21 protein-coding genes are annotated in these 23,403 nt (G+C 37.8%); 10 read left to right on the plus strand and 11 right to left on the minus strand.

What is annotated here, in order from left to right; translation table 11 throughout:
- Window positions 1–3: 3 nt before the first annotated feature.
- Window positions 4–531: an FHA domain-containing protein FhaB/FipA gene (locus ACZ0NX_RS04685; RefSeq protein ID WP_060786996.1), complete on the minus strand. Its 528-nt coding sequence runs from the start codon at window positions 529–531 to the stop codon at window positions 4–6.
- Between the two features lie 33 nt (window positions 532–564).
- Complete coding sequence (locus ACZ0NX_RS04690) at window positions 565–1,257, minus strand: FhaA domain-containing protein (protein ID WP_060786997.1); 693 nt, start codon at window positions 1,255–1,257, stop codon at window positions 565–567.
- Window positions 1,258–1,476: 219 nt separating this feature from the next.
- Between ACZ0NX_RS04690 and ACZ0NX_RS04695 the strand changes: the two genes are divergently transcribed.
- Window positions 1,477–2,169 (plus strand): phosphatase PAP2 family protein, encoded by a 693-nt coding sequence (locus ACZ0NX_RS04695; RefSeq protein WP_464405819.1) that lies wholly within the window; start codon window positions 1,477–1,479, stop codon window positions 2,167–2,169.
- Between the two features lie 11 nt (window positions 2,170–2,180).
- Complete coding sequence (gene mscL, locus ACZ0NX_RS04700) at window positions 2,181–2,591, plus strand: large conductance mechanosensitive channel protein MscL (RefSeq protein WP_060786999.1); 411 nt, start codon at window positions 2,181–2,183, stop codon at window positions 2,589–2,591.
- A 130-nt stretch (window positions 2,592–2,721) separates the two neighbouring features.
- Here the strand turns inward: mscL and ACZ0NX_RS04705 are convergent, their stop codons facing one another.
- From ACZ0NX_RS04705 to dnaA, 7 genes are all read right to left on the minus strand, one after another.
- Window positions 2,722–3,213, minus strand: a complete 492-nt coding sequence (locus ACZ0NX_RS04705) for a DUF3566 domain-containing protein (RefSeq protein WP_060787000.1) — start codon at window positions 3,211–3,213, stop codon at window positions 2,722–2,724.
- Window positions 3,206–5,845 (minus strand): DNA gyrase subunit A, encoded by a 2,640-nt coding sequence (gene gyrA, locus ACZ0NX_RS04710; RefSeq protein ID WP_464405823.1) that lies wholly within the window; start codon window positions 5,843–5,845, stop codon window positions 3,206–3,208. Before gyrA ends, ACZ0NX_RS04705 begins: the two co-directional genes overlap by 8 nt.
- Window positions 5,846–5,916: 71 nt before the next feature.
- Window positions 5,917–7,992 carry a DNA topoisomerase (ATP-hydrolyzing) subunit B gene (gene gyrB / locus ACZ0NX_RS04715; protein WP_415688626.1) on the minus strand — a complete coding sequence of 692 codons (2,076 nt, stop codon included), beginning with the start codon at window positions 7,990–7,992 and terminating at the stop codon, window positions 5,917–5,919.
- Window positions 7,993–8,142: 150 nt separating this feature from the next.
- Window positions 8,143–8,634, minus strand: coding sequence for a DciA family protein (locus ACZ0NX_RS04720; protein WP_464405825.1), 492 nt, complete (start codon window positions 8,632–8,634; stop codon window positions 8,143–8,145).
- The gene (recF, locus tag ACZ0NX_RS04725; protein WP_464405826.1) at window positions 8,631–9,968 is read right to left on the minus strand and encodes a DNA replication/repair protein RecF; all 1,338 of its coding nucleotides are present in this window, start codon (window positions 9,966–9,968) and stop codon (window positions 8,631–8,633) included. Before recF ends, ACZ0NX_RS04720 begins: the two co-directional genes overlap by 4 nt.
- Before the next feature lie 9 nt (window positions 9,969–9,977).
- The gene (gene dnaN, locus ACZ0NX_RS04730) at window positions 9,978–11,096 is read right to left on the minus strand and encodes a DNA polymerase III subunit beta (protein ID WP_464405828.1); all 1,119 of its coding nucleotides are present in this window, start codon (window positions 11,094–11,096) and stop codon (window positions 9,978–9,980) included.
- Window positions 11,097–11,514: 418 nt separating this feature from the next.
- Window positions 11,515–13,185, minus strand: coding sequence for a chromosomal replication initiator protein DnaA (gene dnaA / locus ACZ0NX_RS04735; RefSeq protein ID WP_415695426.1), 1,671 nt, complete (start codon window positions 13,183–13,185; stop codon window positions 11,515–11,517).
- A gap of 418 nt (window positions 13,186–13,603) precedes the next feature.
- Between dnaA and rpmH the strand changes: the two genes are divergently transcribed.
- From rpmH to ACZ0NX_RS04775, 8 genes are all read left to right on the plus strand, one after another.
- The gene (gene rpmH / locus ACZ0NX_RS04740) at window positions 13,604–13,738 is read left to right on the plus strand and encodes a 50S ribosomal protein L34 (protein WP_004114029.1); all 135 of its coding nucleotides are present in this window, start codon (window positions 13,604–13,606) and stop codon (window positions 13,736–13,738) included.
- Window positions 13,739–13,758: 20 nt separating this feature from the next.
- Window positions 13,759–14,298 carry a ribonuclease P protein component gene (gene rnpA, locus ACZ0NX_RS04745; RefSeq protein ID WP_464405832.1) on the plus strand — a complete coding sequence of 180 codons (540 nt, stop codon included), beginning with the start codon at window positions 13,759–13,761 and terminating at the stop codon, window positions 14,296–14,298.
- Window positions 14,299–14,328: 30 nt separating this feature from the next.
- Window positions 14,329–14,649, plus strand: a complete 321-nt coding sequence (gene yidD, locus ACZ0NX_RS04750) for a membrane protein insertion efficiency factor YidD (RefSeq protein WP_081090953.1) — start codon at window positions 14,329–14,331, stop codon at window positions 14,647–14,649.
- Window positions 14,649–15,659, plus strand: a complete 1,011-nt coding sequence (gene yidC / locus ACZ0NX_RS04755; RefSeq protein ID WP_060787008.1) for a membrane protein insertase YidC — start codon at window positions 14,649–14,651, stop codon at window positions 15,657–15,659. Before yidD ends, yidC begins: the two co-directional genes overlap by 1 nt.
- Window positions 15,660–15,789: 130 nt before the next feature.
- Complete coding sequence (locus ACZ0NX_RS04760; protein WP_464405837.1) at window positions 15,790–16,347, plus strand: Jag family protein; 558 nt, start codon at window positions 15,790–15,792, stop codon at window positions 16,345–16,347.
- Between the two features lie 78 nt (window positions 16,348–16,425).
- Window positions 16,426–17,136 (plus strand): 16S rRNA (guanine(527)-N(7))-methyltransferase RsmG, encoded by a 711-nt coding sequence (gene rsmG, locus ACZ0NX_RS04765; protein WP_464405839.1) that lies wholly within the window; start codon window positions 16,426–16,428, stop codon window positions 17,134–17,136.
- A gap of 311 nt (window positions 17,137–17,447) precedes the next feature.
- Entirely contained in the window at window positions 17,448–18,398 is a 951-nt protein-coding gene (locus ACZ0NX_RS04770; RefSeq protein ID WP_415688804.1) for a ParA family protein, read from the plus strand.
- Window positions 18,398–19,753 (plus strand): ParB/RepB/Spo0J family partition protein, encoded by a 1,356-nt coding sequence (locus tag ACZ0NX_RS04775; protein WP_464405840.1) that lies wholly within the window; start codon window positions 18,398–18,400, stop codon window positions 19,751–19,753. The genes ACZ0NX_RS04770 and ACZ0NX_RS04775 overlap by 1 nt, the downstream gene beginning before the upstream one ends.
- 97 nt (window positions 19,754–19,850) lie before the next feature.
- On the opposite strand, the gene trxB is transcribed toward ACZ0NX_RS04775, so the two are convergent.
- Window positions 19,851–20,792 carry a thioredoxin-disulfide reductase gene (gene trxB, locus ACZ0NX_RS04780; RefSeq protein ID WP_060787012.1) on the minus strand — a complete coding sequence of 314 codons (942 nt, stop codon included), beginning with the start codon at window positions 20,790–20,792 and terminating at the stop codon, window positions 19,851–19,853.
- 68 nt (window positions 20,793–20,860) lie between these two features.
- A complete protein-coding gene (locus tag ACZ0NX_RS04785) occupies window positions 20,861–23,401 on the minus strand; it encodes a protein kinase family protein (protein WP_464405844.1) in 2,541 nt (846 codons plus the stop codon).
- Window positions 23,402–23,403: the final 2 nt, after the last annotated feature.

Below are 23,403 nucleotides of genomic sequence, written 5' to 3' on the forward strand. Positions count from 1 at the left end.
AACTCACCTCAATTCAAACATTGTTGCTCCAATTCGCACAGACGTACGCGGAGACAAAACAACAGGCTCATTAACACGACTATGACCTATCATAGTTCCGTTAGTAGAACCTAAATCTTCAAGAACCCAAGATTTTACCGACTGATTAAAATACACGCGAGCGTGATGAGAAGAAACAAACTCATCGTTTAAAACAACAGTATTGTTTGCAGACCTTCCCAAAGTAACTCCAGAAGGATCCAAAGGGAAAGATGATCCAGCTAAAGGACCGTCAATAATAACAAGCAAAGTTGGTGTTTCAGACTGATTCTTTGACTCTACGCTTGGAGAAACAATCTTATTATTTTTTAAATCTTCACTATTAGAGGCATTACTTTTGCGATGAGATTTGTTTTTCCAAGATCTGGACTTTTTAGGACTAAAAATCTCAATATCTTTGCGTAGAGAACTAACAGCAAGCCATACGAATACCCACAAAAGTACTAAAAAACTGTACTTAAGTATAGTAAAAGTTAACTCGGTTAATATCATGCGCGTACTCGTATCTCTTTACGTATTCGTCTACTACTCCTGATCTTGATCCGAAGCCCAGTAAAGAATACGGGTGCGTCCAATAGTAATAGTGTTTCCATCTAAGAGCGTTGCTGCTGGAGTTTGATGACCCTCAACATAAGTTCCGTTAGTAGAACCTAAATCTCGAGCAATAACACCATCTGGCGTAACGTCTATACCAAGATGCCTACGGGAAATACCTGGATCATCAATAACAATATCGCAGCCAGAACCTCTGCCCAATATTGTGCGATCCTTTGTTAACAAATACCTATTTCCATTAATCTCAAGCATTGGATGATTTTCTGACTGCTCTTGAGTTGTTACAGGAACAGCATTCCCTGGAACAGAATCAGAAGTCAAATTAAAGTTACCTTTTGTAAGTTCGGTATCTTCTTCAAAAATAACAGCAACAGGTCCAACAAACGCATAATGCTGACTTTTTGCATATTGTGTAAGATTATCCGCAAGCTCATTAGCTAACGCTTCACTACCAAGCTGATCAAAATCTGGAGTACTTAGTTTAAAGTGATACTCGTTTGGGGCAACTGTACGATCTCGATCAATTGGCATAGATTGGTTATCAATCTCTCGCTCTAATGCGCTGGAAAGATCAACAGGTTGCAAGTCTTTAGATCCGAATTTTGCGAAGACCCCGTTCATTGCACCTTCAACGCTCTTCTCAAGTCGATCAAGCACGCTCATTGTAAACCCTTTCTATCTTTTCCTCATACTACTCGTCACCTCGTACGGTGTACAACTTACAACTAAATACCAAATACGTGTTTATCTAAATACGTGTTTATCTAAATTCATTTATATACTACATTTTTACAAAATTACGCAAAATAAACAAATAAGCACTTATAAACATTCATTTATAATACACTTTTATTATATATTTCTACGTGTAATCTTTAACATATGGATCAAAAAAATAAATTCTACGACTTTTTGGAAAAAATAAAATTCCAAATAACAAATAATAAAAAGTCTTCTATTGTTATACTTCTTGCGATTTTAATTCCGCTAATAGGTAAAGTTTTGCTTGTTAATAAGGCAGAAAGATTTTTTGAAGCAGGAATAGTGGCATTTTTCCATAACTATTCTCCATCTTTTATAATGGCTATTTCTAAACTTCTTGCAATAGTTTTTTCTACAAAATCTTGCATTGTTATACTTTGCATTTTGGCAATTGTTTCTTATTTTATTAAACGCGATTGGCGCATAACTCTAGTACAACTGGTAACTTGCCTTCTGCCAATGATTTATATTTTTGCAGTTAAATTTATAGTTCATCGTCCTAGACCGTTTATTGGAATAAAAATTAAAGTTCCACCAGACCCAAGTTTTCCAAGTGGTCACACTGCAGCAGCTGTAGCTATTTGTGCAATGGCTCTTATGATTATTTATACAGCCAATAAAGCCTTCTTAAGACTTGGATTAATCATTAGCATTATTGTTGTTATTGTTGTTGCACTTTCTAGACTTATTGTTGCAGCACACTTCCCTACCGATGTTTTAACCTCTGCAATAATGTATCCAATATTAGTTATGTATATTCTTGATTTCTTTAAAAACAATAGTTTTATTAATAATAAAATACTAAAAAGGTAGATTGAAATAAAATGCTTAACGGTTTCAAAAAATTTATTGCACGAGGCAGTGTAATCGACATGGCAGTTGGTGTTGTTATGGGCAGCGCCGTAACTTCTGTTGTTACTTCGATTGTTAAAAATATTATTAATCCGCTTATAGCAATAATTTGCGGAAAGCCAGATCTTGATGGCGTCTTAACAATAACCATAAACGGTGCAACAATTTCGTTTGGAGCTGTTCTTGGAGCAGTCTTAAACTTCCTTATTGTTGCCGCAGCCGTTTATTTTTGCATTGTTCTTCCTATTAACAAATTAAGGGAGATTGGTCTTCCTTTCTTGCAGGTTGAAAAAGAAAAGACCGAGGAAGAAAAACGAAAAGATCGCGAAGAAAAAATGATTAAAATCTTGGAAGATATTCGAGATTTATCTTCTAAAAAATAGTTTTTAACTTATAAATCATTTTTTAAATATCAATCCCCATAAATAATAATCCCCACTAATTCACTTTATGAGTTTAGTGGGGATTAATTATGTTTAATCTTATTTACTTAATTCTAGTTATCGCTTAATTCTAGTCATCACCAAGAGTTAAGTGAATTCCTCCAACTAAGGATCCAACAACGTTATAAAGTAAAGATCCAATCGCAGATAGCAGTGTTATTATCACTATTTCTACAACCGAAAGTATTATTACAGCACTTAAAACAGTTGGCAAAGAAAACACGTCTGCAAGATTAAAACCGTTGCTATCTAAACCTGTTGATGAAACAATCTGAGTTACCTGATCAAATACACCAACCATGTTTAAGAATAGCCACACTAATCCAGCTGCAATAACCTGTATTATTCCTCCAGCAACACTGAGTAAAAATGTTACTTTTGCAACAGACCATGCGTCCACTCTAACTAGCGAAAGACTCATTCTTCTAGCTCTAGGCTGAGCTGGCTTTCTAAAAGAATATCCATTAGAAGAAGATGAGGCTGTTGCACCTACTGTTCTTGGAGAACTAGTGCTAGATTCACCATTAACTTTGTTATTGGATGTTTCAAAATCCTCACTCATCTAAGTTCCTTTCACTAGTATTTTCTGCTGACTGTTCATTTTGAGATTCATCTTCATCATCTCTTTCTTCATTTCGAGCAATAGAGATGATTTCATCACCCTTGTCTGGCTTAGCAAGAGTTACACCTTGAGTGGTTCTACCAGTGCGCTTAACCTCGTTAACATCGGAACGAATCACTTTACCAGACTTCATAATGGCCATTACTTGATCGGTTTCTTCTACAATCAAGGCACCAACCAAAGAACCGCGTCCTTCTGCAAGCTGTACTGCCTTAACACCGTAGCCATTTCTGCCTTGCAAGCGATATTCTTCAATAGCGGTACGCTTGGCAAATCCTTCGTTTGTAACAACAAGAAGATCTTTGCTTGTGTCTACAGATACAACATCCATATCCAGCAATTCATCGCCATCTCTAAATCGCATGCCTTGAACGCCTGCAGTCTGGCGACCCATTGGTCGAAGCTGCTCATCATCTGCCCTAAACTTAAGGCTCATACCAAGCTTAGAAACAAGAATAATGTCATCTTCTGGGTTGCACAAAGCTGCACCAATCAGCTCGTCTATTGGCTCTCCAGTTTCTTCATTTGCCATTAGTCGTACAGCAATCAAACCACCTTGACGTGGAGAATCATACTCTTGCAAAGCAGTTTTCTTAACTTTTCCAGAACGAGTTGCCAACACCAAATACTTTGCTACATCATAGTTTTGAATTGACAATACCGCCTGAATTGTTTCTCCAGGAGTAAATTGAAGAAGATTTGCAACATGCTGACCCTTAGAATCTCTTGATCCTTCTGGAAGCTCATATGCTTTAATTCTGTAAACGCGTCCGCGATTAGTAAAGAACAAAAGCCAATTGTGAGTAGACGTTAAGAAGAAGTGATCTACAACATCATCTTCACGAAGCTTTGCTCCCTTAATACCTTTACCACCGCGGTGTTGTGCTCGATATTCATCTGCCTTCGTACGCTTAATGTAGCCTGCGCGAGTAACTGTTACAACAACGTTTTCTTCGGCAATAAGATCTTCAACATTCATTTCTCCCGAGAATGGAAGAATCTTAGTTCTGCGATCATCGCCATATTTGGCTACGATTTCATCAAGCTCATCGCCAACAATCTTGCGCTGACGTTCTGGGCTTGCAAGAATATCATTATAATCTTCAATCTTGCGCATCAATTCTTCGTGTTCATCAAGAATCTTCTGTCGCTCCAAAGCTGCAAGTCTACGAAGCTGCATTGCAAGAATGGCATCTGCTTGAACTTCGTCAACATCTAACAAATTCATCAATCCCGAACGGGCAGAATCAACATCTTTAGAAGACCTAATTAATGCCACAACTTCGTCAATCATATCCAAAGCTTTTAAGTAGCCTTGCAAAATATGATCTCGCTCTTCGGCTTCTCGCTTTAAGTAGCGTGTACGCCTATCAATAACTTCAAGCTGGTGACTTACCCAATGACGAATAAAAGCATCCAAACTCAAAGTTCTAGGAACACCATCAACCAGCGCAAGCATATTTGCACCAAATGTTTGCTGCAATTGCGAATGCTTATAAAGATTGTTAAGAACAACTTTTGGAACAGCATCTCGCTTAAGAACAAGCACTAAACGCTGACCAGTACGACCAGACGTTTCATCGCGCATATCTGCAATGCCCTGAATCTTACCATCTCGCACAGCTTCTCTAATAGAAGCAGCCAAGCGATCAGGATTTACCTGGTATGGAAGCTCGGTAACAACCAAGCACATACGACCCTTAATTTCCTCGGTATTAACAACAGCGCGCATTGTAATTAAGCCACGGCCAGTACGGTACGCTTGCTCAATTCCCTTATGACCTAAGATTGTTGCACCAGTAGGAAAATCTGGACCTTTAATTCGCTGAATTAATGCTTCAAGAAGCTCGGAATTGCTGGCATCTGGGTGATCCAAAGCCCAGTGAACACCATCTGCAACCTCACGCATATTGTGAGGTGGAATATTGGTTGCCATACCAACAGCAATACCTGCAGAACCATTAACTAAAAGATTTGGAAAACGAGATGGCAAAACCGTTGGCTCTTGTGTTTTTCCATCGTAGTTTGGCAAGAAATCAACAGTATCTTTGTCAATATCTCGAACCATTTCCATAGCAAGAGGTGCCATACGGCATTCTGTATAACGCATTGCTGCTGCAGGATCATCACCTGGGGAACCAAAGTTTCCTTGACCATCTACAAGCAAATATCTCATTGACCAAGATTGAGCCATACGAACCAAAGTGTCGTAAATAGCAGAATCACCGTGTGGGTGATATTTACCCATAACATCGCCAACAACGCGAGAGCACTTGTTATAACCACGATCAGGCCTATAACCGCCATCGTACATTGCATAAATAACGCGGCGATGTACTGGCTTTAAACCATCTCTAACATCTGGCAAAGCGCGCTCAACAATAACAGAAAGTGCATAAGCAAGGTAAGATTCACGCATTTCTTGCTGCAAATCCATGTGCTTTACGCGCGCACCCTTCATTAATCCATAATCGGTGCTATCTGATTCTTGCGGACTTTGTGGTTCCATTGAACCGTCAGGCAGCTGATCTGGCTCTTCGCTATTATTAGCGGCATTTATTTCGTCTACCACTGCAATTCCTTCTTATTTAGCTTTTAAAGTTTATTACCTTAATCTGTTTAATCTACTAACGATTAATATTTTTAAGCGTCAATAAATCTTGCATCGTGAGCATTACGCTGAATAAATAGCCTACGAGGTTCCACTTCGTCTCCCATAAGCATTGAGAATGTTTCATCTGCTCGAGCAGCATCTTCAATATGAATTTGCTTTAAGATTCTATGCTCAGGATCCATTGTTGTTTCCCACAACTCCTGATAGCTCATCTCACCCAAGCCCTTGTATCGCTGAATGCCTTCGCCCTTAGGAAGTTGCCTACCTGCGGCTTTACCTTCTGCCAAAACTCTATCTCGCTCAGCATCTGTATACACAAAGTCATGCGCACCCTTGCTCCACTTTAAACGGTACAAAGGTGGCATAGCAACGTAAACATATCCAGCGGTAATCATAGGACGCATATAGCGGAAGAACAGTGTTAAGTTCAATGTTGCAATATGAGCACCATCAACATCAGCATCTGCCATAATAATGACTTTGTGATAACGAACTTTGCTTAAATCGAAGTCTTCGCCATAACCGCCGCCAACAGCAGTAATTAAGGATTCAATAGTTTCCGACTTCATCATTCTATCGATTGAAGCACGCTCAGTATTCAAAATCTTACCGCGCAATGGCAAAATTGCCTGCGTAATAGGATCTCGTCCTTGAATTGCGGAGCCGCCTGCAGAATCACCCTCCACTATAAACAGCTCGCACTCTTCTGGATTATTAGACTGGCAATCCTTCAATTTATCTGGCATTCCAGCTGTTTCAAATATTGACTTTCTACGCGTGTTTTCGCGAGCTTTCTTAGCTGCAAGACGCGCACGCGATGCTTCAATAGCTTTTTGAATAATATTCTTTGCTTCACTTGGATGAGCATCAAACCAATCTCCAAGCTTTTCGGTCATAACTCGCTGAACGAAGGTCTTAGCTTCGGAATTTCCAAGCTTTGTTTTAGTCTGACCTTCAAACTGAGGAGTTGTAAGCTTTACGGAAACAACTGCAGTTAAACCTTCGCGAACATCATCACCAGAAAGATTAGTATCTTTTTCTTTTAATATGTTCTTTTCTCGAGCATAACGATTTACCAAAGATGTTAATGCAGCACGGAATCCTTCTTCGTGAGTACCGCCTTCGGTTGTAGAAATCGTGTTTGCAAAAGTGTGAACAGCTTCCGAATAAGCAACAGTCCACTGCATAGCAATTTCTGCAGATATACCAATTTCAAGATCTTCTGCTTCAAAATCAATAACATCTGGCTCTACTGGAACAGATTTACGTGATTTAACCAAATAATCAACGTAATCTTTAATTCCGTGATCATATTTGTAGCTAACACTCTGATGCTTTTCTTCGCTAGCTAATTCAGATTCTCCAGTAACTTCATCTCCTGCCTCATCAGGCTTACGCAAATCTGTTAGAGAAATCTTTAATCCCTTATTTAGAAAAGCCATCTGCTGGAATCTAGAGCGCAAAGTTTCAAAATCATAAACAGTTGTTTCAAAAATTGCACCATCTGGCCAGAATGTTACAGAAGTACCAGTAGATTCACCATCTTCCATTGGCTTACCTTTTGCCAATGGAGCCGTTGGATGCTGATTTACATACGTTTGAGTCCAGTGGAATCCCTGGCGACGAACCTCAATTTCTACACGCGTAGAAAGTGCATTTACAACAGATATACCAACGCCGTGCAAACCACCAGAAACAGCGTATCCACCGCCGCCAAACTTTCCACCAGCGTGAAGCTTTGTCATAACTGTTTCAACACCAGAAACACCTTCGCCTGGCACTTCATCAACTGGAATACCTCTACCATCATCAACAACTTTTATAGCATTGTCTGGCAAAATCGTCACTTCAATGTGAGAAGCATAACCAGCCAAAGCCTCATCAACCGAATTATCTACAATCTCATATACAAGGTGATGCAAGCCTCTAGGTCCAGTTGAACCAATATACATACCTGGTCTAATTCGAACTGCTTCCAAACCTTCAAGAACTCGAAGATCGCTAGCATCATAATGTTCAGGAGAAAGTGAATCGTCGAGCTGAGCATCATCGAGCTTATGTTCTTCAACAGAATTTTCCATTGAATTATCTTCAGTGTTTAACACTTTAGATCCCTTCCCGTATTACCTCATGCCGAGAGGCATTTACGAGGTCGATACACGCTAGAAAGCACAAAAACGGGGTTTCTAGCGATTTAACTACATTACATGACATTCTACACACACATAATGACCGCTCTTTATTAAGAGCCTTTATTAGTAATTCTTAATATTAAACCTTCTATTAATTGATTTTTTGCCCATTTTTTGCAAAGAAGGTCCAACTATTTTAACTTCTTTAATTTTTATATCTTTTGAATATTCAAATATTTTTTTCTCAAGCATAGGTTTGCAATAAGTAAGTTGCGTATACCAAACATTTGATTTTGTTCTAACTATTAAAATGCCATCTTTTATTGTGTCAATATAACAATTTAAAGATGCACTTTTTCCAACTATTTTCCACCAATCTTCTCTCATTTTTGCTATAGCAAGTGGTTCATTCCAGTTATTTTGATTGGCATAATTACCCAATAAAGAATAAATATTTTGAGGATCTCTACCTGGTTTTCCAAAACTTTCCCAAGCTTTATAAGCATTTTGTTCATTAACTACTTTTTTTATTGCCTTCTTTTTAATAGGTATAAAAATAAGTTCTGGAAGCTTTCTTGTGTCTAATTTTAATATTTTATTTACGGGAATTTTCATTTAATATCCCCCAAATTATTGGATTCATTTTTAGAATCATCAACATAATCAACGCTATCTTTACGACTATTAATAATATTTTCCAACAAATTTTTATGATTAATATCAATATTATTTTCTAACGATTTATTTTCATTTAACTTTTGATCTTTTGCTATTTTAGAAACATCAATAATAGAGTTTTCTAGCACACTTTTATCTTGTGGTATATCACTTAAAGAAGCAGCAGTAATAAAAACTTGATCCTGATTTTTTGCAAACTCTAAAATTTGCTTTCTTCTAAACTCATCTAGTTGTGCAAAAACATCATCTAAAATAACAATAGGTTTTTTACCATTCTTTTTTTCTAATGACTTAAATAAAGCCATTTTTAAAGCTAATGCAAGAGTCCAAGATTCACCATTGGAAGCAAACTCTTTTGCAGGATAATTATTAATTAATATATTAAAATCATCTCTGTGAGGTCCTATTAGGTTATATCCTCTTGCAACTTCTCCAGTGTAGATTCTTTGAAAATGTTCACTAATTGAAAGTCGAATAGAATCATCATTATTTTCGTTAGAATCAACCTCTTTAAAGGAAGGATTGTATTCTATTAACGCAAAATTAGATGAGTTAGAGAGTTGTTCAACAATATTTGAAAAAACTTCGTTAATTAATTCTATTATTTGCTTGCGTAATTTTGTAAGTATTATTCCAGCTTCTATAAACTTAGCAGTCCATACTTCTAAATCAGAAATTTTATTGTAATTACCTTCATTGTAATTATCCATTGAATTTAATGAATAATTATTAGATAAATTTTTTAAAAGTGCAGATCTTTGCTTTGCAATGTGATTATATTCTTGTAAAACAGGCAAATAGTTTGGTATTAATAATGCTCCAGCTTGATCTAAAAATGTTCTTCTAACAGTAGGATCTGAAACAATCAAATTTTGATCTCTTGGAGTAAAAGAAACACAAGGAATTAAACCGACTATATCTTTCATATATAAAGATTTTTTACTGTTAATTCTTGCTCTATTAGCACCTTTTAAATTAAGACTTAATTCAAAAGTTGTTTCATCTAAATTATTTTCACTATTATTTATTGAATTATTATTAAAATCCTTAACATTTGCTCGTATAGTAGCACAATTATAGCTACGCTCTATTAGTGGTATTAAAGAAGATACTCTGTGACTTGTTCCCGTTGAAATAACTTCTAAAGATTCAACAATATTAGTTTTACCTAAGCCATTTGAACCAATTAGAATATTAATTTTTGGGGAAAAGTTGAGTACACAACTATTCCAAGAGCGAAAATTATCTAATGCAAGTTTTGAAACATACATTTATTCAGCTTAAGGATGCATTGGAACAACAAGATACCTATAATTCATAGATTCATCACCATCTGCTTCTTGTTGACCATTAAATTCAACAGGCTTAATAGCAGAAGTGATTTTTGCATGAATAAAAGGCTCACTAATAGCACTTAATCCTTCAATCAGATAATTAGGATTAAATGCAACAATAATATCTTGCCCATCCATGTCTATATCAATAGTTTCTTTTGCTTTAGATTCAGAATCGTTTCCAGCACTTAAAGTAAGTTCATCTGAAGTAAAAGACATGTAAATTGGAGCATCTTTTTCTGCAACAATAGATACACGCTTTATTGCATTAATTAGCATTTGTCGATTAATAATTGCATGAATAGGATATTCATCAACAAATAAGCGGTCTACAGAAGGAAATTCTCCATCAATAAGTTGAGAAGTACTAACTCTTCCAGAATTTTCAAATCCTAGAATAGAAGGTTCATCACTGTTTAAATTAATAATAATATTTTGATGTTCATCAACTGAGCGAGAAATATCTTTAAGAATGTTTCCCTTAATAAGGGTAGAAACGTTTATATCACTGTGATCTGGAGTCCACTTAAAAGTTGATCGAGCAAGGCGATATCTATCTGTAGCTGTGAAAGTAACAGTATCATCTTCAAAGTGTGCATGAATCCCCGTTAAAACAGGTCTATCTTCTTCTCTAGAAACTGCTACAGAAGCTTGATTTACTGCTTGAACAAAAGTAGGTGCATCAACTTGACCTAGTTTTGAAGGAATTTCTGGTAAATCTGGATATTCGCCCTCTGGCATTAATTGCAAGGTAAAGGTTGATTTTCCAGAAGTAATTGTAAGAGTTGTTTCGTTAGAAGATAAATAAGTTTTTTCTGCTGGCAAAGATTTTGTTATATCTGCAAGTAATCTACCTAAAACAAGTACACTACCTGCTTCATCTACACCAGCTTCAATATGATGACGACTAGAAAGATGATAGTTAAAAGCACAAAGTTGTAGAGTTCCATCTTTTGCTTCTAGTTTTAATCCTGCAAGAATAGGATTAGACGGACGATTATCTATAACTCGAGTAGTCCAAGATAGTGCGTCTGCAAAAGAAGCGGAATTAACTTCAACTTTCATATTTCCTCATTTCTTGTAAAACTGTGTTTATTCTATCTCATGGTCTAATGAAAATCTAATTTGTTTAAAAGGCGTATTTTAAGAGAAATTATTATTGTTATTTAAAAAATAAAAGTAATAGTAATAATAAAGCTTGTGTAAATGTTGATATGTGCTTAGAAGCGTTTAATTAGAGCCACTATTAACATAAGAAAAATGTGGATAAAATATGCATATTTATGTGCAAAACTAAGTAAGTTATCCACAATAAAAGCTATTTTTTTGAATATCCACATTTTTAAAGCTTTTATAAACAACTTATTCACGATTTTTTCGGCGTTTTCCACCGCTTATTCGCAGGATTTGACCACATTTGTGACTAACTGTGTGGATAACTTTTTTTAAATTAATTCACAGAGTTGTATAGATTTGTGTAAAACTACTTTTTATTTGATGGATTTTGCTTTAATCTAACAGTCAACTCCATAACGTAGTTATAGATTTCCTGCTTTTCTTGCATCTCGCCGCTGATTCGCGTATAAGCATGCATAACCGTTGTGTGATCACGGCCTCCAAAAACTTCACCAATATCAACAAGACTCATACTCGTCATTTCTCGAGCTAAATACATTGCAATTTGACGGGCCAAAGCAACATTCTTAGTTCTAGATCTGCCAACAATCTCGTCAAATGTCATATGGAAATATTTAGCAACTTGGCCAATAATATCCGTTGGGCGAATTTCAATATCGGAAGCAAAGAAATCTTGTAAAGCCTGCTCAGCCAATGCTTTGCTAACAGGTTGATTACTTAAAGATGCAACAGCAGTAACTCTAGTTAAAGCACCTTCGAGTTCGCGAATATTTTCTGTAAAACGCTCCGCAATAAGATCTAAAACATCGCTAGGAACGTTAGAATTGTTCATCGATGCCATCATTCTTAGAATTGCGATTCGCGTTTCTAAATCAGGTGGCTTAATATCAACAGTTAAACCAGATTCAAATCTAGAAATAAGTCTTGCTTCAAATCCTCTAAGATTTTTAGGAGCAACATCCGAAGCAATAACAATTCTTTTACTTGCTTGGTAAAGAGCATTAAATGTGTGGAAGAACTGTTCCAGTGTTGCTTCTTTTCCACCCAAAAACTGAATGTCGTCAATTAAAAGAACATCAACTTCGCGGAATTTTCTGTTAAAGTTAGCGATTTGACCCTGATTTTGACTCGTATTTTGTAAAGCTTCAATAAATTCGTTAGTAAATTCCTCACTGGTAATATAACGAACCTTAAGAGATGAATCTTTAACAAGAGCATAGTTGCCAATAGCATTAAGCAAATGTGTTTTGCCTAAGCCAGATCCGCCGTAAATACATAAAGGATTAAAGTCTTTTCCAGATCCTTCTGCAACAGCTAAAGCAACTGTGCGTGCAAAACGATTAGAATCTCCAGGAACAAAAGTGTCAAAAGTTGCGCAAGTGTTTAAGTGAGTAACAGGGTCCCTTTTTATTGAAGAAGGGATTTTTGCTTGTTGCCCATTAATATCCGAAGCCGCCAAACCAGTGTTTTGCATGGTATTTAGGCCAGTTGCGTAGTCAAAATCTTTTTGAATAGGAGATGAGCTAGAAGATGATAAGTTTTCAACATTGTTAGAAATGTTAGAAATGCTATTTTCCTCATCAAAATCAGATTTTATATTATTTGAAAAATCAGATGAAGAATCAGAAGATTGATTAGATTCTTCTAGAGAAGATGAAAAAGTATTAGATGAATCTTGTGTATTTTTATTAAAATTACTTAAATTAGATTCGCTAGAAGAGCTTTCACTGCTAGTTTCTGTTGTAGGAACAATCTTGAAGGCTGGAAACATGTCTTTTCCAGTGCAAATTTTTAATGATGTAAGCAAAGCAGAACTAAGCTCATTTTGCAAAGCCTGCTGTGTTTCTATGTTAGAAACGCAAAGAACGATTGTTGTTCCAAAAATAGATTCAGGTTTTACGCTTTCAAACCAGCTTTTATCACGGTTGCTTAGAAGAGCATTATGACGTAACACGGCAAGAGTATTTGACCATACAATAGTGGCCTGTGCATTTGGGTCACTAAAGGAATCTGTCATGTTACACCCCCTAAAATCTGGCAGAAACATTTTATGAGCTTCTTTACATCTTGCTGAGTGAAAAATATATATTCACACGCGCGCGTAAAGAGTGCTAGTAGAATATGTTTACTCCGACCCTAAGAAGTTATCCACAGCCTCGCGTGTTGAAAATACTCAATTGTGAATAACATGTGTGTAATTTGTGGATAAGATAAAAGCTGTTAATCCACATTTTCCAAGGCTTTTATAAGAGGCTTATATGGCAAAAACAACACAGAAAATTTTAAAGTACAATAAATTTTGACTTTTTAAAACATGCTTTTAAACACGTTTGTAAAAAGATTTTTTGACTATTGGTGAGGGGTAATAGTAATTTAGTATAGCTTGACTCATACGGAGCCGTGCTTTTGCATGGCCAAATACAGGAGCGTTAGTTATGAAGAGGACATTCCAGCCTAACAACCGTCGTCGTCACATGAAGCACGGCTTCCGCGTTCGCATGCGTACGCGTGCTGGCCGCGCCGTGATTAATCGTCGTCGTGCCAAGGGCCGTAAGACACTATCTGCCTGAGATGGGGCGCGTCGTAAAGCATGGATAGGCTGAAAAGCCATCGTGATTTTGTTGCGGTACTCAAAAAACGACGCAAAGTGTGTTCACGGGATATCGTCGCGCATTACAGTATGCGTGGCGATATAGCCGTGTTAAACGCGCTTAACGAAGGCGAAGAAACAAGTCTGAATAAGATTGCCACGGGTTGTAAAGATGATACACTCGCGGCATTTTGTGATACCTTAAAGCAGCATCAAAAAAATGGCGTTGCTTTAAGGCTCGGGCTTGCTGTATCTAAAAATGTAGGTAAAGCTGTTGTTAGAAATAAAGTAAAAAGACGCTTTAGAGCAATAGCAAAAGAACATCAATCGTTACTTCCAAATGGTTGTGACGTAGTTCTAAGAGCCAAACCTACTGCAGCTAGTGCTTCGTTTGAATCGTTGAATGAGCAGATTAAAAAGATTTTTGGAAAAATAGCAAGAAATCAAGATAAAAATCAAGAATCCGCAGAAATAAATCACAAATTAAATCAAGCAGCAGAACCGCTTTTAATCAGCGAAAACAACAATAAGTTGATTTAATAAGTTGATTTAAGGAATAGTGATACGGCTATGAGTGGTAGAAAAAGTGTTGTAGCGAATTGGATTATAAAATCCATTCGTTGGTATCAGCGCGCAATTTCTGCCAATAGACCAGCCTGCTGCAGATACTATCCAACGTGCTCAAGATACGCTATAGAAGCCGTTAGCCGCTATGGGGCGTTTAAAGGTGGTATTCTGGCCGTTTTACGGCTGTTGCGCTGTAGACCATGGACTAGCTGCAGTATTGACGATGTACCACGCAAATATTCAATTTTTTATCGTTGCGCTTGGTCTAAAGCGCATGAAGAGCCTCGGTTAACTCCCTTGGCTGAACAAGACAAGGAAAACTAATGTTTAATCAAGATCATTTCTTACTTGATAGCGGATTCTGGGGATGGTTCTATAAGATCCTCACGCCAGTTGAGTGGCTTATGACTCAAGTAATGGCGTTTTTCCACAAGCTATTTGTTCTTATTGGAATGAATGAAATTGGGTTCTCCTGGGTTCTTTCAATTGTCTTTCTTGTGCTTGTTGTGCACGCGTGCATATTCCCTGCCTTCCTTAAAAGCATTAAGGGCATGCGCAATATGCAAGCAATCGCTCCTAAAATGAAGAAAATTCAGCAAAAGTACAAGGGCAAAAACGATTCTGCTAGCAAAGAAGCCATGCAGCGAGAAATGATGAAGCTGTATCAGGAGAATAACGCAAATCCTGCTGGAAGCTGCTTGCCAATGATGATTCAAGGCCCAGCATTTATGAGTATTTGGTATACGCTTTCCGTTATTCCATTTATTGCTAGAGGAAAGCATGCTTCTTTGGGTGCTTTTGATATTGCTACAGCGCAGCAATTCGTTAAAACGCACGTATTTGGCGTTGGTGTTTCCGACACATTTATGACGGTTCAAGCAGGCGGAAAAGTTGTTATTGTAATCTTTGTTATTTTGATGTGTGCTGCAATGTGGTACATGCAATTTAACAATATTCGTAAGAATCTTCCACCAGAATCTAAGCAAGGCAGCCAGTACACTATGCAGAAGCTTATGATGTGGGGGTTCCCGCTTATTTACGTTTTCTCTGCATTTGCTCTTCCATTTGCAATGCTTGTTTACTGGCTTGTAAACAACATTATTAATATGCTTCGCTCTATTTGGCAGGTTTATGCCTTCCCAACTCCTGGTTCTCCAGCTGCGGAAGAAAAAGAAAAGCGAGATTATAAGAAAGAATCTGAGCGTCGCCAGCGTGAAGGTTTGCCTTCTATTGAAGAAGAAAAGCTTCAGCAGGCTCGAGAAGTTGCTAAGCGTAGAGAATCCGAAGGATTCCAGCGTAAGCAGCCTAATCGTAAGCGAAAAACAAGTAAATAACGTTAATACGAAGTAAATATGAATTTATTTATTAGATTTATTAAAATAATTTATAAATTTGGATTTATCTTCAGTTAAACTGTACACAGATTGTGATTCTTGACATTTATTGAAATTAAGGAGTATGTAAATGGCACAAGACGAGACCAGAAGCATTGACCAGCTCAATGAGGAAGCTGATATAGCTGCCGACTATTTAGAAGGACTTCTAGATATTGCCGATTACGAAGGTGATATTGAGATGGGTGTTCGCAACAATAGGCCAATGATTCAGATTGTTGCGGATGATGATTCCGATATTAAGCATTTGATTGGCCGAGATGGAGAGGTTGTTGATGCTTTGCAACAGTTGAGCCGTCTTGCGGTTCAGCAAAAAACTGGCGAAAGATCTCACTTAATTGTAGATGTTGATGGATTCCTTAAGCGTAAGCGCCAATATTTGCGTGATCTTGCGTTGGACGCGGTTGATGAGGTTCGTGAAACTGGCGATCCTGTTGATTTGAAGCCAATGAATTCGTTTGAGCGCAAGGTTGTTCACGATACTGTTAGAGAAGAAGGCTTAAGGTCTAGATCTCACGGAGAAGAACCACATCGCTATGTTAGCGTTTATATGCCAGCAAGCGCTGTAGAAGATGAAGATCTTGATGATGACGTTGACGTAGACGTAGACGAAGAATACGCTGAATAGTAATTAGCTTGAACAAAAGTAACACAACGGAACAAAAATGTTTTGTTGTGTTACTTTTTATTTGATGATCTTAGTTGTATGGAAGAGATTTTAGGTATGGAACAGGCTGATAATTCACAAAATATAGTGGATGAATTAGATGAATCCCCTTTGCTTGGTGAAGTTTTGGGCGAAGCTCTTGATAAATGCAAGATGTTTCACGTGAAACTTGAGCAAGAAGGGCTTATTCGAGGTCTTGTTGGCCCTAGAGATATGAGTATTCTTTGGGAAAGACATATTCTAAATTCTGCTGCTGTTGTTCCATTTGTTAAAGAAGCCGTTGAAAAGTCAAATAAAAAGTCGATTGCAGATGTTGGAAGCGGCGGTGGCTTCCCTGGTATTGTTGTGGCTGCTTGTTTGCCAGATTGTAAAGTAACATTAATTGAGCCAATGGAAAGACGAGTTCTTTGGTTAAACGAATGTGTAGAGCTTATGGGCTTAAAAAATGTTACAGTTTTTCACGGAAGATCAGACGAAGTTATTGCTAAAGTTAAGTCTCACGAAATTCCAGCTTTTGATGTAGTTACTTGTAGAGCTGTTGCCCCTATGACAAAATTAGCTGGATGGACTATTCCACTACTAAACAAGAATGGCAAGTTAATTGCTTTAAAGGGAAAGTCTGCACAAGCGGAGATTGATAAAGCCGCAAAGATGATTAAAAAAGTAAAAGGATTAAATCCCCGAGTTGTTGATGCTCCTGTTGCAAAAGGACTTCAATCAACAAGCGTTGTTATAGTTGATAAAGGTTGATTTTGACTATTTGACTACTTGACTATGTCTTTTTTAAAATCAATTATTTATTATTGGTCGTGAATCTTGAAAAGTGTTTCATGTGAAACATCGTAAAACGTTATAAAAAGTGTCATAAAATATGCAGTAAAAAGCGTCATAAACGTCGTAAAATATAGTGTTTCACGTGAAATGGCGAGTTGTTTTTGTAGTGTTTTTGCGGGCCTTATTATGGTGTTTTATGTCCATAGAAGAAAGGAAACTTGAAAATACTACGGTTAAATTGGTTAAAGTTATGGTAATTTCCCATAGGTGGGCAGGGGTGGTATGTAATGGTGGAATCAGCAGAAGATACGATTAGGCGTATTTTTGGTGACTCTGGATCTTCGTTAGGAAGCGAGTTGGCAAATATAACCAGTCGCTTTCATGCCATTGATGGCGTGATTTTCCCTAAGCCAAAAGAAACGCGTTTTATTGCGGTTGCAAATCAAAAAGGTGGAGTTGGAAAAACAAGTTCTGCCGTAAATTTATCAGCTGCAATGGCTGTTGGCGGATCGAAAGTTTTACTTATTGATATGGATCCGCAAGGCAATGCTTCTACAGCAATGAATATTCCCCATTCTTCTGCAGATCTTTCTATTTATGATGTTATAGAAGGAAGAAAAACTATTGCAGAAGTTAAACAAAGCTGTCCAGATATTGCAGGATTAGATGTTGTTCCTGCCTCAATTGAGTTAAGCGGCGCAGAACTTGAAGTTGCTCAAATGGACGACAGAAATAATCTTCTTAAAAATGCTATTGATGATTTCTTGCGTTCTAGCGAAGAACATTACGATTATGTGTTTATTGACTGCCCACCTTCGCTTGGTCTTTTAGTAATTAATGCAATGTGTGCAGTGCACGAAATGCTTATACCAATTCAAGCAGAATACTATGCGCTAGAAGGATTAGGTCAGCTAATTAGAACTATTGGCTTAGTTCAAAAACACTATAATCCTTCGCTTTTTGTTTCTACAATGCTTGTAACAATGTTTGATAAGCGAACTCTTTTGGGAAGAGAAGTTTTTCAAGAAGTTAAAAAACATTATCCAAATATTGTTCTTAATACCACTATTCCGCGAACTGTTAAGATTCCTGAAGCGCCAAGCTTTAATCAAAGTGTTATAACATATGATCCTCATGGAACTGGTGCGGTATCTTATAGAGAAGCTGCGCTTGAAATAGCTAATAGGTCTGATGCAATTTTGTCTGTTATTGATTCAAAAAGAGAGGGTAACGCATAATGAGCGCAAGTAAATCTCGTTTGGGAAAAGGATTAGGAGCTTTATTCCCTACTCTTCCTGGGGAAGATGATTTTAATGGTTCGGCAACAAAAAAGATTGAAAGTGTTTCACATGAAACAAATGAAAAGAAAAATGAACCTTTAAACGCTGTTTCACGTGAAACTAATGGTGAAAATGTAAAGAAAGATATCAAAGAAAGTGTTCCACGTGAAACTAAATCACCAGCTAAAGTGCCTAGCATAGATAATGCAATTTCCCCGCATTTAAGCCAAAAACAGGGCAAAAATGCTGGTGTTTCACGTGAAACAGTGCCATCAATCGCAAGCAAAAACAAGCATTCATCAAAGCGAACTTCTATGCCATCAATTGATGACGTTACAAGGCCAATTGACTTTTTCTTTGGTGATTCTGCATCTAAGTCATTTGTCTCTTCAAAGCAAATAGACGAAGAGAACAGCAAAAACAGCGCTGTAGAAAATGATGTAAAAGATAAAAAATCAGGTCAAACGCAAGAGCTTAAGCCTATTGAAGGCGGTTATTTAGAATACTTGGATCCAAGTGATATTGTTCCAAATGCTCATCAGCCACGTACCATTTTTGATGAAGAAGAGCTTCAAGAATTGTCTGCTTCAATCAAGGAAGTTGGCGTTTTGCAGCCTATTGTTGTGCGAAAAATCAAGGATGCCAGTCAAGGTGATCTACAAAAGGCTCATTATGAATTAATAATGGGTGAGCGAAGGTGGAGAGCAACTCAGCTAGCGGGTCTTAAGAAGATTCCAGCGATTGTTAGAACCACTTCCGACGAAAATATGCTTCGAGATGCGCTTTTGGAGAATTTGCACAGAGTTGCATTAAATCCGCTTGAAGAAGCTGCAGCATATGCCCAAATGATTGATGATTTTGGACTAACGCAAATCCAGCTTTCTAAATCTGTTTCTAAGTCTCGCCCTCAAATCGCAAACACCTTGCGACTTTTGAACTTGCCAGCCAGCGTTCAAAAGCATATTGCTTCTGGAGTTCTTTCTGCAGGTCATGCTCGCGCTCTTCTTGCATTAGCTTCCCCAGAAGAAATGGAAGCTCTTGCAAAGCGTATTATTGCAGAAGGATTATCGGTTCGCAGCACGGAAGAGATTGTTTCTATTAAAGTAGATAATGGCGATAATTCTTCTAAGAGAAATAGGGTTAAAAGAAACAACAAGTGGGCATCTTCTCTTGTTAGAAAGCAGCTAGAAGAGCGATTTGCCACAAAAGTTGCCATTAAGGGTACGGAAAATCACGGAAGAATTGAGATTGTGTTTTCGTCGCCAGAAGAAATGCAGAGAATAATCGGCATTTTAGTAAATAAAAACAGCTGATACATCTGATACATCTGATACGGAAATATATCTAAAATAAAACCCCAATGAGTTGTTAAATCAACCATTGGGGTTTGTTTCACGTGGAACAAAACTATTATTCGTTCAAATCATTTAGATATGCCTGTGCATCAAGAGCGGCTCGGCAGCCCATTCCAGCGGCAGATATTGCCTGGCGATACACGCTATCTACAACGTCTCCAGCTGCAAACACTCCAGGAACCGACGTTTTGGTAGACGCACCTTGAACAGCAATAGTGCCATCTTCGTTAAGCTTTAAAGCGCCATTTAAGAAGCCAGTAGATGGGGAGTGGCCAATTGCAACAAAAATGCCCGATGCGTCAATAGTTTTAACTTCGCCCGTTTTAACATTTTTAACAGTTACGGATTGCGCATCTTCTTCTGATCCGTTTACAGAGCACACAACAGAATCTAAAACAAAATTGATTTTGCTGTTTTCGCGCGCACGGTCAACCATAATTTTGGATGCGCGGAATGAATCACGCCTATGAATAAGTGTTACAGAAGAACCAAAACGTGTTAAGAAAAGTGCCTCTTCGAAAGCAGAATCTCCTCCACCTACAACAACAATAGGTTTTTCTCTAAAGAAGAATCCATCGCAAGTTGCACAATAAGAAACTCCACGGCCCGAGTACTCCTGCTCACCTGGAACACCCAATTTACGCACTTGTGAGCCCGTAGAAACGATTACAGCTTTAGATGTGTAAGTTACGCCGTCGTCTGTTGTAACCGCTTTTAAATCGCCATTAAAGTCTACGGAAACAACATCGTTAAGCAAAATTTGAGCGCCAAATTTTTCAGCTTGCTTTTGCATTGCTTCCATTAAGTCTGGGCCTAAAATGCCGTCCACAAATCCTGGATAATTTTCCACTTCTGTAGTGTTCATAAGTTGGCCGCCTGGAGTTAAGGCGCCAGCAATAACCAGAGGATTATAGCCTGCTCGTGCCAAATATAAAGCAGAAGTATATCCAGCAGGTCCCGAACCAATAATAATTACGTTCTTTTGCATTGCTTCCATAAAATATTCCTAATAATCCTAATATCTTTAATAAATATTCCTAGTAATTTCAATAATCTCAATAAAAGTTAATAAATTTTAACATAGTTTATGTATAGCCCGTTTTGAGGTATAGACCCTTCTGGCACCCACAAGATAAAATCTTGTGCGGTTATAGGCTTCTTAAACTTTACGTCAGTTACGCCGCTTGCATCAAAAGTAAAGTCCGCAACCTTATCTCCAGCGCTTGGGTCATTCTTGGAGTTTGCAATCACATATCCATGGCCGCCCGAAGATCGAATTGAAACAACAAATCGGTACACTTCTTGCGGTTGTGTTAAGTGCATGTAGTAACCGTACCCGCGCTGATTGCCTGTATTTTCCAAGAATTGCTGAATATCTATAGGGTAAGGCGTGTTGTTAGTAGGCATTTTAGGCTTTGGAACCTGCTTTACCTTTTTGTGTTTATTAAGCTTTTGATGCTTGTTTTTAAGGTTTTTGTTACTTTTATTGTTTTTGTTGTTTTCGCCTGTTTTATTTGCATCCGTTTTGGCGGACTGCTTCTTTTTAGCAGAATCGCTTTTATCTTCTGGAAGAACACCTTGACTTCCAAATGGTACGTTTTCAACGCTTTGCGAATCCCAAGTATTAGATTTTGCAAAGTTAGATGGTGCTTCGTGAGAGTTAAAAAGACTGTGCAAAGATATAGCAAAAACAACAATCATCAATATTGCAACAACGCCGATTGCCAGAACTTTTGTTGAAATTCCGCCAAAAATCTTAGCGTCTGCAATGTCTGTAACGTTTTGCCCAGAACCCTTATTTGCTTTCAATTCTTCTTTATGCTCATGCGGTTGGAAGCTAGGAGGCATGGATGAATAAGACGATAATACAGAAGTTTCGCTGCCATATTCGCCATATGCCTCATTTTCAAGCTCTTCTTGGCGCAACGCTCTAGCGGATTCTTCGCCAGGAGCAACAAAACGCCCATTGCTGTCTACAACTGGAACTCTTCCTGTTGACTCTGCTTCCAACGGAAAGTTTTGTGGTCTAGAAAGCAGTTCGGTATGCTTTGTGTTGTCGCTTAGAAGGTCTTCAAAGTCAAATCTTCTAGGCATTAATGGAGAAGATAAGTCGTTTTTTTGTGAATAATCGTCGCTTGACTTTAATGAATCTAACGAATTTAGAGCATTTTTGCTACTGTTTTCGTTTGTGTGAGTGTTAGCAGAAGATTCGCCAGCCTCTTTAGACTCACCATTCTTACTAGATTCATCCGCCTCACTCGATTTGCCTGATTTTTTAGACTCATCAGACTTGTCTGATTCCTTGGTTTGGTAAGCTTCCCCACCAGAAGATTTACCAGTTGTGTAGCTAGGGAAACTTGTATACGTTGAAGACAAATTGTGGAAAATAGAATCATCGGCGTCTAACTCGGTTGGAGCTAAGATATTTGCCATTTCTGCTGCCGCAATATCGTGGAAGTCGTAGTCTGTTCCAGTTGAGTCAGATTCTGGCGTGGAATCAAGATTTTTTGCAGAATTATTGCCATTTCTTTTTAGTAAAGCACTTAAAGCACCAATGGTTTTACTGGCATTTTTAAGTCCAGTATTTTTACCGTTTTTACCTGACTTTTTGGAGTTTACTTCTTCATCTTTAGCAGTTAAGTCAATCGAATCTAAAACTCCACTAACTTCTTGACTAGATAATTGATTCTCAAGCAAATCTTCGTTTTTAGATAATCCTTCTGGAAAATCAACAAGATCCTCGTCTTTGCAAGGTAAAAGTAATGCTTTTTGAATAGAAGCTTCGCTTGATTTTGCATCGAAAATAATATCTTTTTCGCCAAGATTTTTAACAGGAGTATATGTTCCTAAAAGCGCTAAAAGTTCTCCAATAGATGCCATTGGAATAATATCTGAATTATCTGAATTGTTTGCGCAAGAAAGCCCTCTTTTGCAAATCATAACGAATTCACTAGGAACGCCATCTGTAAGTCTTGAAATGTTAAAAACGGCATTATTTTGCGTGTAGCTGGTGCGTGTAAGAAGAGCATATAGAAGTGCAGAAAGCTGATGAGTTGCAATATTTTCTATGCTTTTAGGCAAATTTTGAGCTTGTTCTTTAGCTTGATTTTGCGAAGTGTTTTTAGCTGTAACGTCTTTTAGCAGAGGACTTATTGGTGCGCAAGCTAGTTCTACGCCATTTTTGGCGATTCTTACCGTGTTGGTGGAAATAGCGTAATGTGTTACGCCAGAAGAAAGCAGCTTGTTAAGCGCATTTGCGGATTCGGCAACAATAGAGCGTATAGCTTCGTAACTCAATGTAGAGCTATGTGATTTTATGTAGTCGTTTAGCGTTACTCCAGAATCCAATTCGGTTATAATAACTGCAATGTCGTCTACATTGTGAATCTTTAAAACTGGCGTAAATTTGCGGATTCTAGATAGTGCAAGAGTGGAAGATATAGTGTTTACTTCGGGAAGGAATCTGCGATCGCGCACAATAAAAAGCTGACAATCTCTAGCAAGTATGCGGTCGCTAGCTTTCCAAGCTTGAATTCCCGCTTCTTCTCGTAAAGGCGATACTAGAGCGTAGCGATCAAGTATAATGTCTCCCAACTGAGGTTTCATCT

The sequence above is a fragment of the Gardnerella rara genome (assembly GCF_055452355.1).

Bases quoted from the DNA above. Each gene is read 5' to 3' on its own strand.
- ACZ0NX_RS04685 (WP_060786996.1), bottom strand. From the start codon at position 531: ATGATATTAACCGAGTTAACTTTTACTATACTTAAGTACAGTTTTTTA.
- ACZ0NX_RS04690 (WP_060786997.1), bottom strand. From the start codon at position 1,257: ATGAGCGTGCTTGATCGACTTGAGAAGAGCGTTGAAGGTGCAATGAAC.
- ACZ0NX_RS04695 (WP_464405819.1), top strand. From the start codon at position 1,477: ATGGATCAAAAAAATAAATTCTACGACTTTTTGGAAAAAATAAAATTC.
- mscL (WP_060786999.1), top strand. From the start codon at position 2,181: ATGCTTAACGGTTTCAAAAAATTTATTGCACGAGGCAGTGTAATCGAC.
- ACZ0NX_RS04705 (WP_060787000.1), bottom strand. From the start codon at position 3,213: ATGAGTGAGGATTTTGAAACATCCAATAACAAAGTTAATGGTGAATCT.
- ACZ0NX_RS04720 (WP_464405825.1), bottom strand. From the start codon at position 8,634: ATGAAAATTCCCGTAAATAAAATATTAAAATTAGACACAAGAAAGCTT.
- recF (WP_464405826.1), bottom strand. From the start codon at position 9,968: ATGTATGTTTCAAAACTTGCATTAGATAATTTTCGCTCTTGGAATAGT.
- dnaN (WP_464405828.1), bottom strand. From the start codon at position 11,096: ATGAAAGTTGAAGTTAATTCCGCTTCTTTTGCAGACGCACTATCTTGG.
- dnaA (WP_415695426.1), bottom strand. From the start codon at position 13,185: ATGACAGATTCCTTTAGTGACCCAAATGCACAGGCCACTATTGTATGG.
- rpmH (WP_004114029.1), top strand. From the start codon at position 13,604: ATGAAGAGGACATTCCAGCCTAACAACCGTCGTCGTCACATGAAGCAC.
- rnpA (WP_464405832.1), top strand. From the start codon at position 13,759: ATGGATAGGCTGAAAAGCCATCGTGATTTTGTTGCGGTACTCAAAAAA.
- yidD (WP_081090953.1), top strand. From the start codon at position 14,329: ATGAGTGGTAGAAAAAGTGTTGTAGCGAATTGGATTATAAAATCCATT.
- yidC (WP_060787008.1), top strand. From the start codon at position 14,649: ATGTTTAATCAAGATCATTTCTTACTTGATAGCGGATTCTGGGGATGG.
- ACZ0NX_RS04760 (WP_464405837.1), top strand. From the start codon at position 15,790: ATGGCACAAGACGAGACCAGAAGCATTGACCAGCTCAATGAGGAAGCT.
- rsmG (WP_464405839.1), top strand. From the start codon at position 16,426: ATGGAAGAGATTTTAGGTATGGAACAGGCTGATAATTCACAAAATATA.
- ACZ0NX_RS04770 (WP_415688804.1), top strand. From the start codon at position 17,448: ATGGTGGAATCAGCAGAAGATACGATTAGGCGTATTTTTGGTGACTCT.
- ACZ0NX_RS04775 (WP_464405840.1), top strand. From the start codon at position 18,398: ATGAGCGCAAGTAAATCTCGTTTGGGAAAAGGATTAGGAGCTTTATTC.
- trxB (WP_060787012.1), bottom strand. From the start codon at position 20,792: ATGGAAGCAATGCAAAAGAACGTAATTATTATTGGTTCGGGACCTGCT.
- ACZ0NX_RS04785 (WP_464405844.1), bottom strand. From the start codon at position 23,401: ATGAAACCTCAGTTGGGAGACATTATACTTGATCGCTACGCTCTAGTA.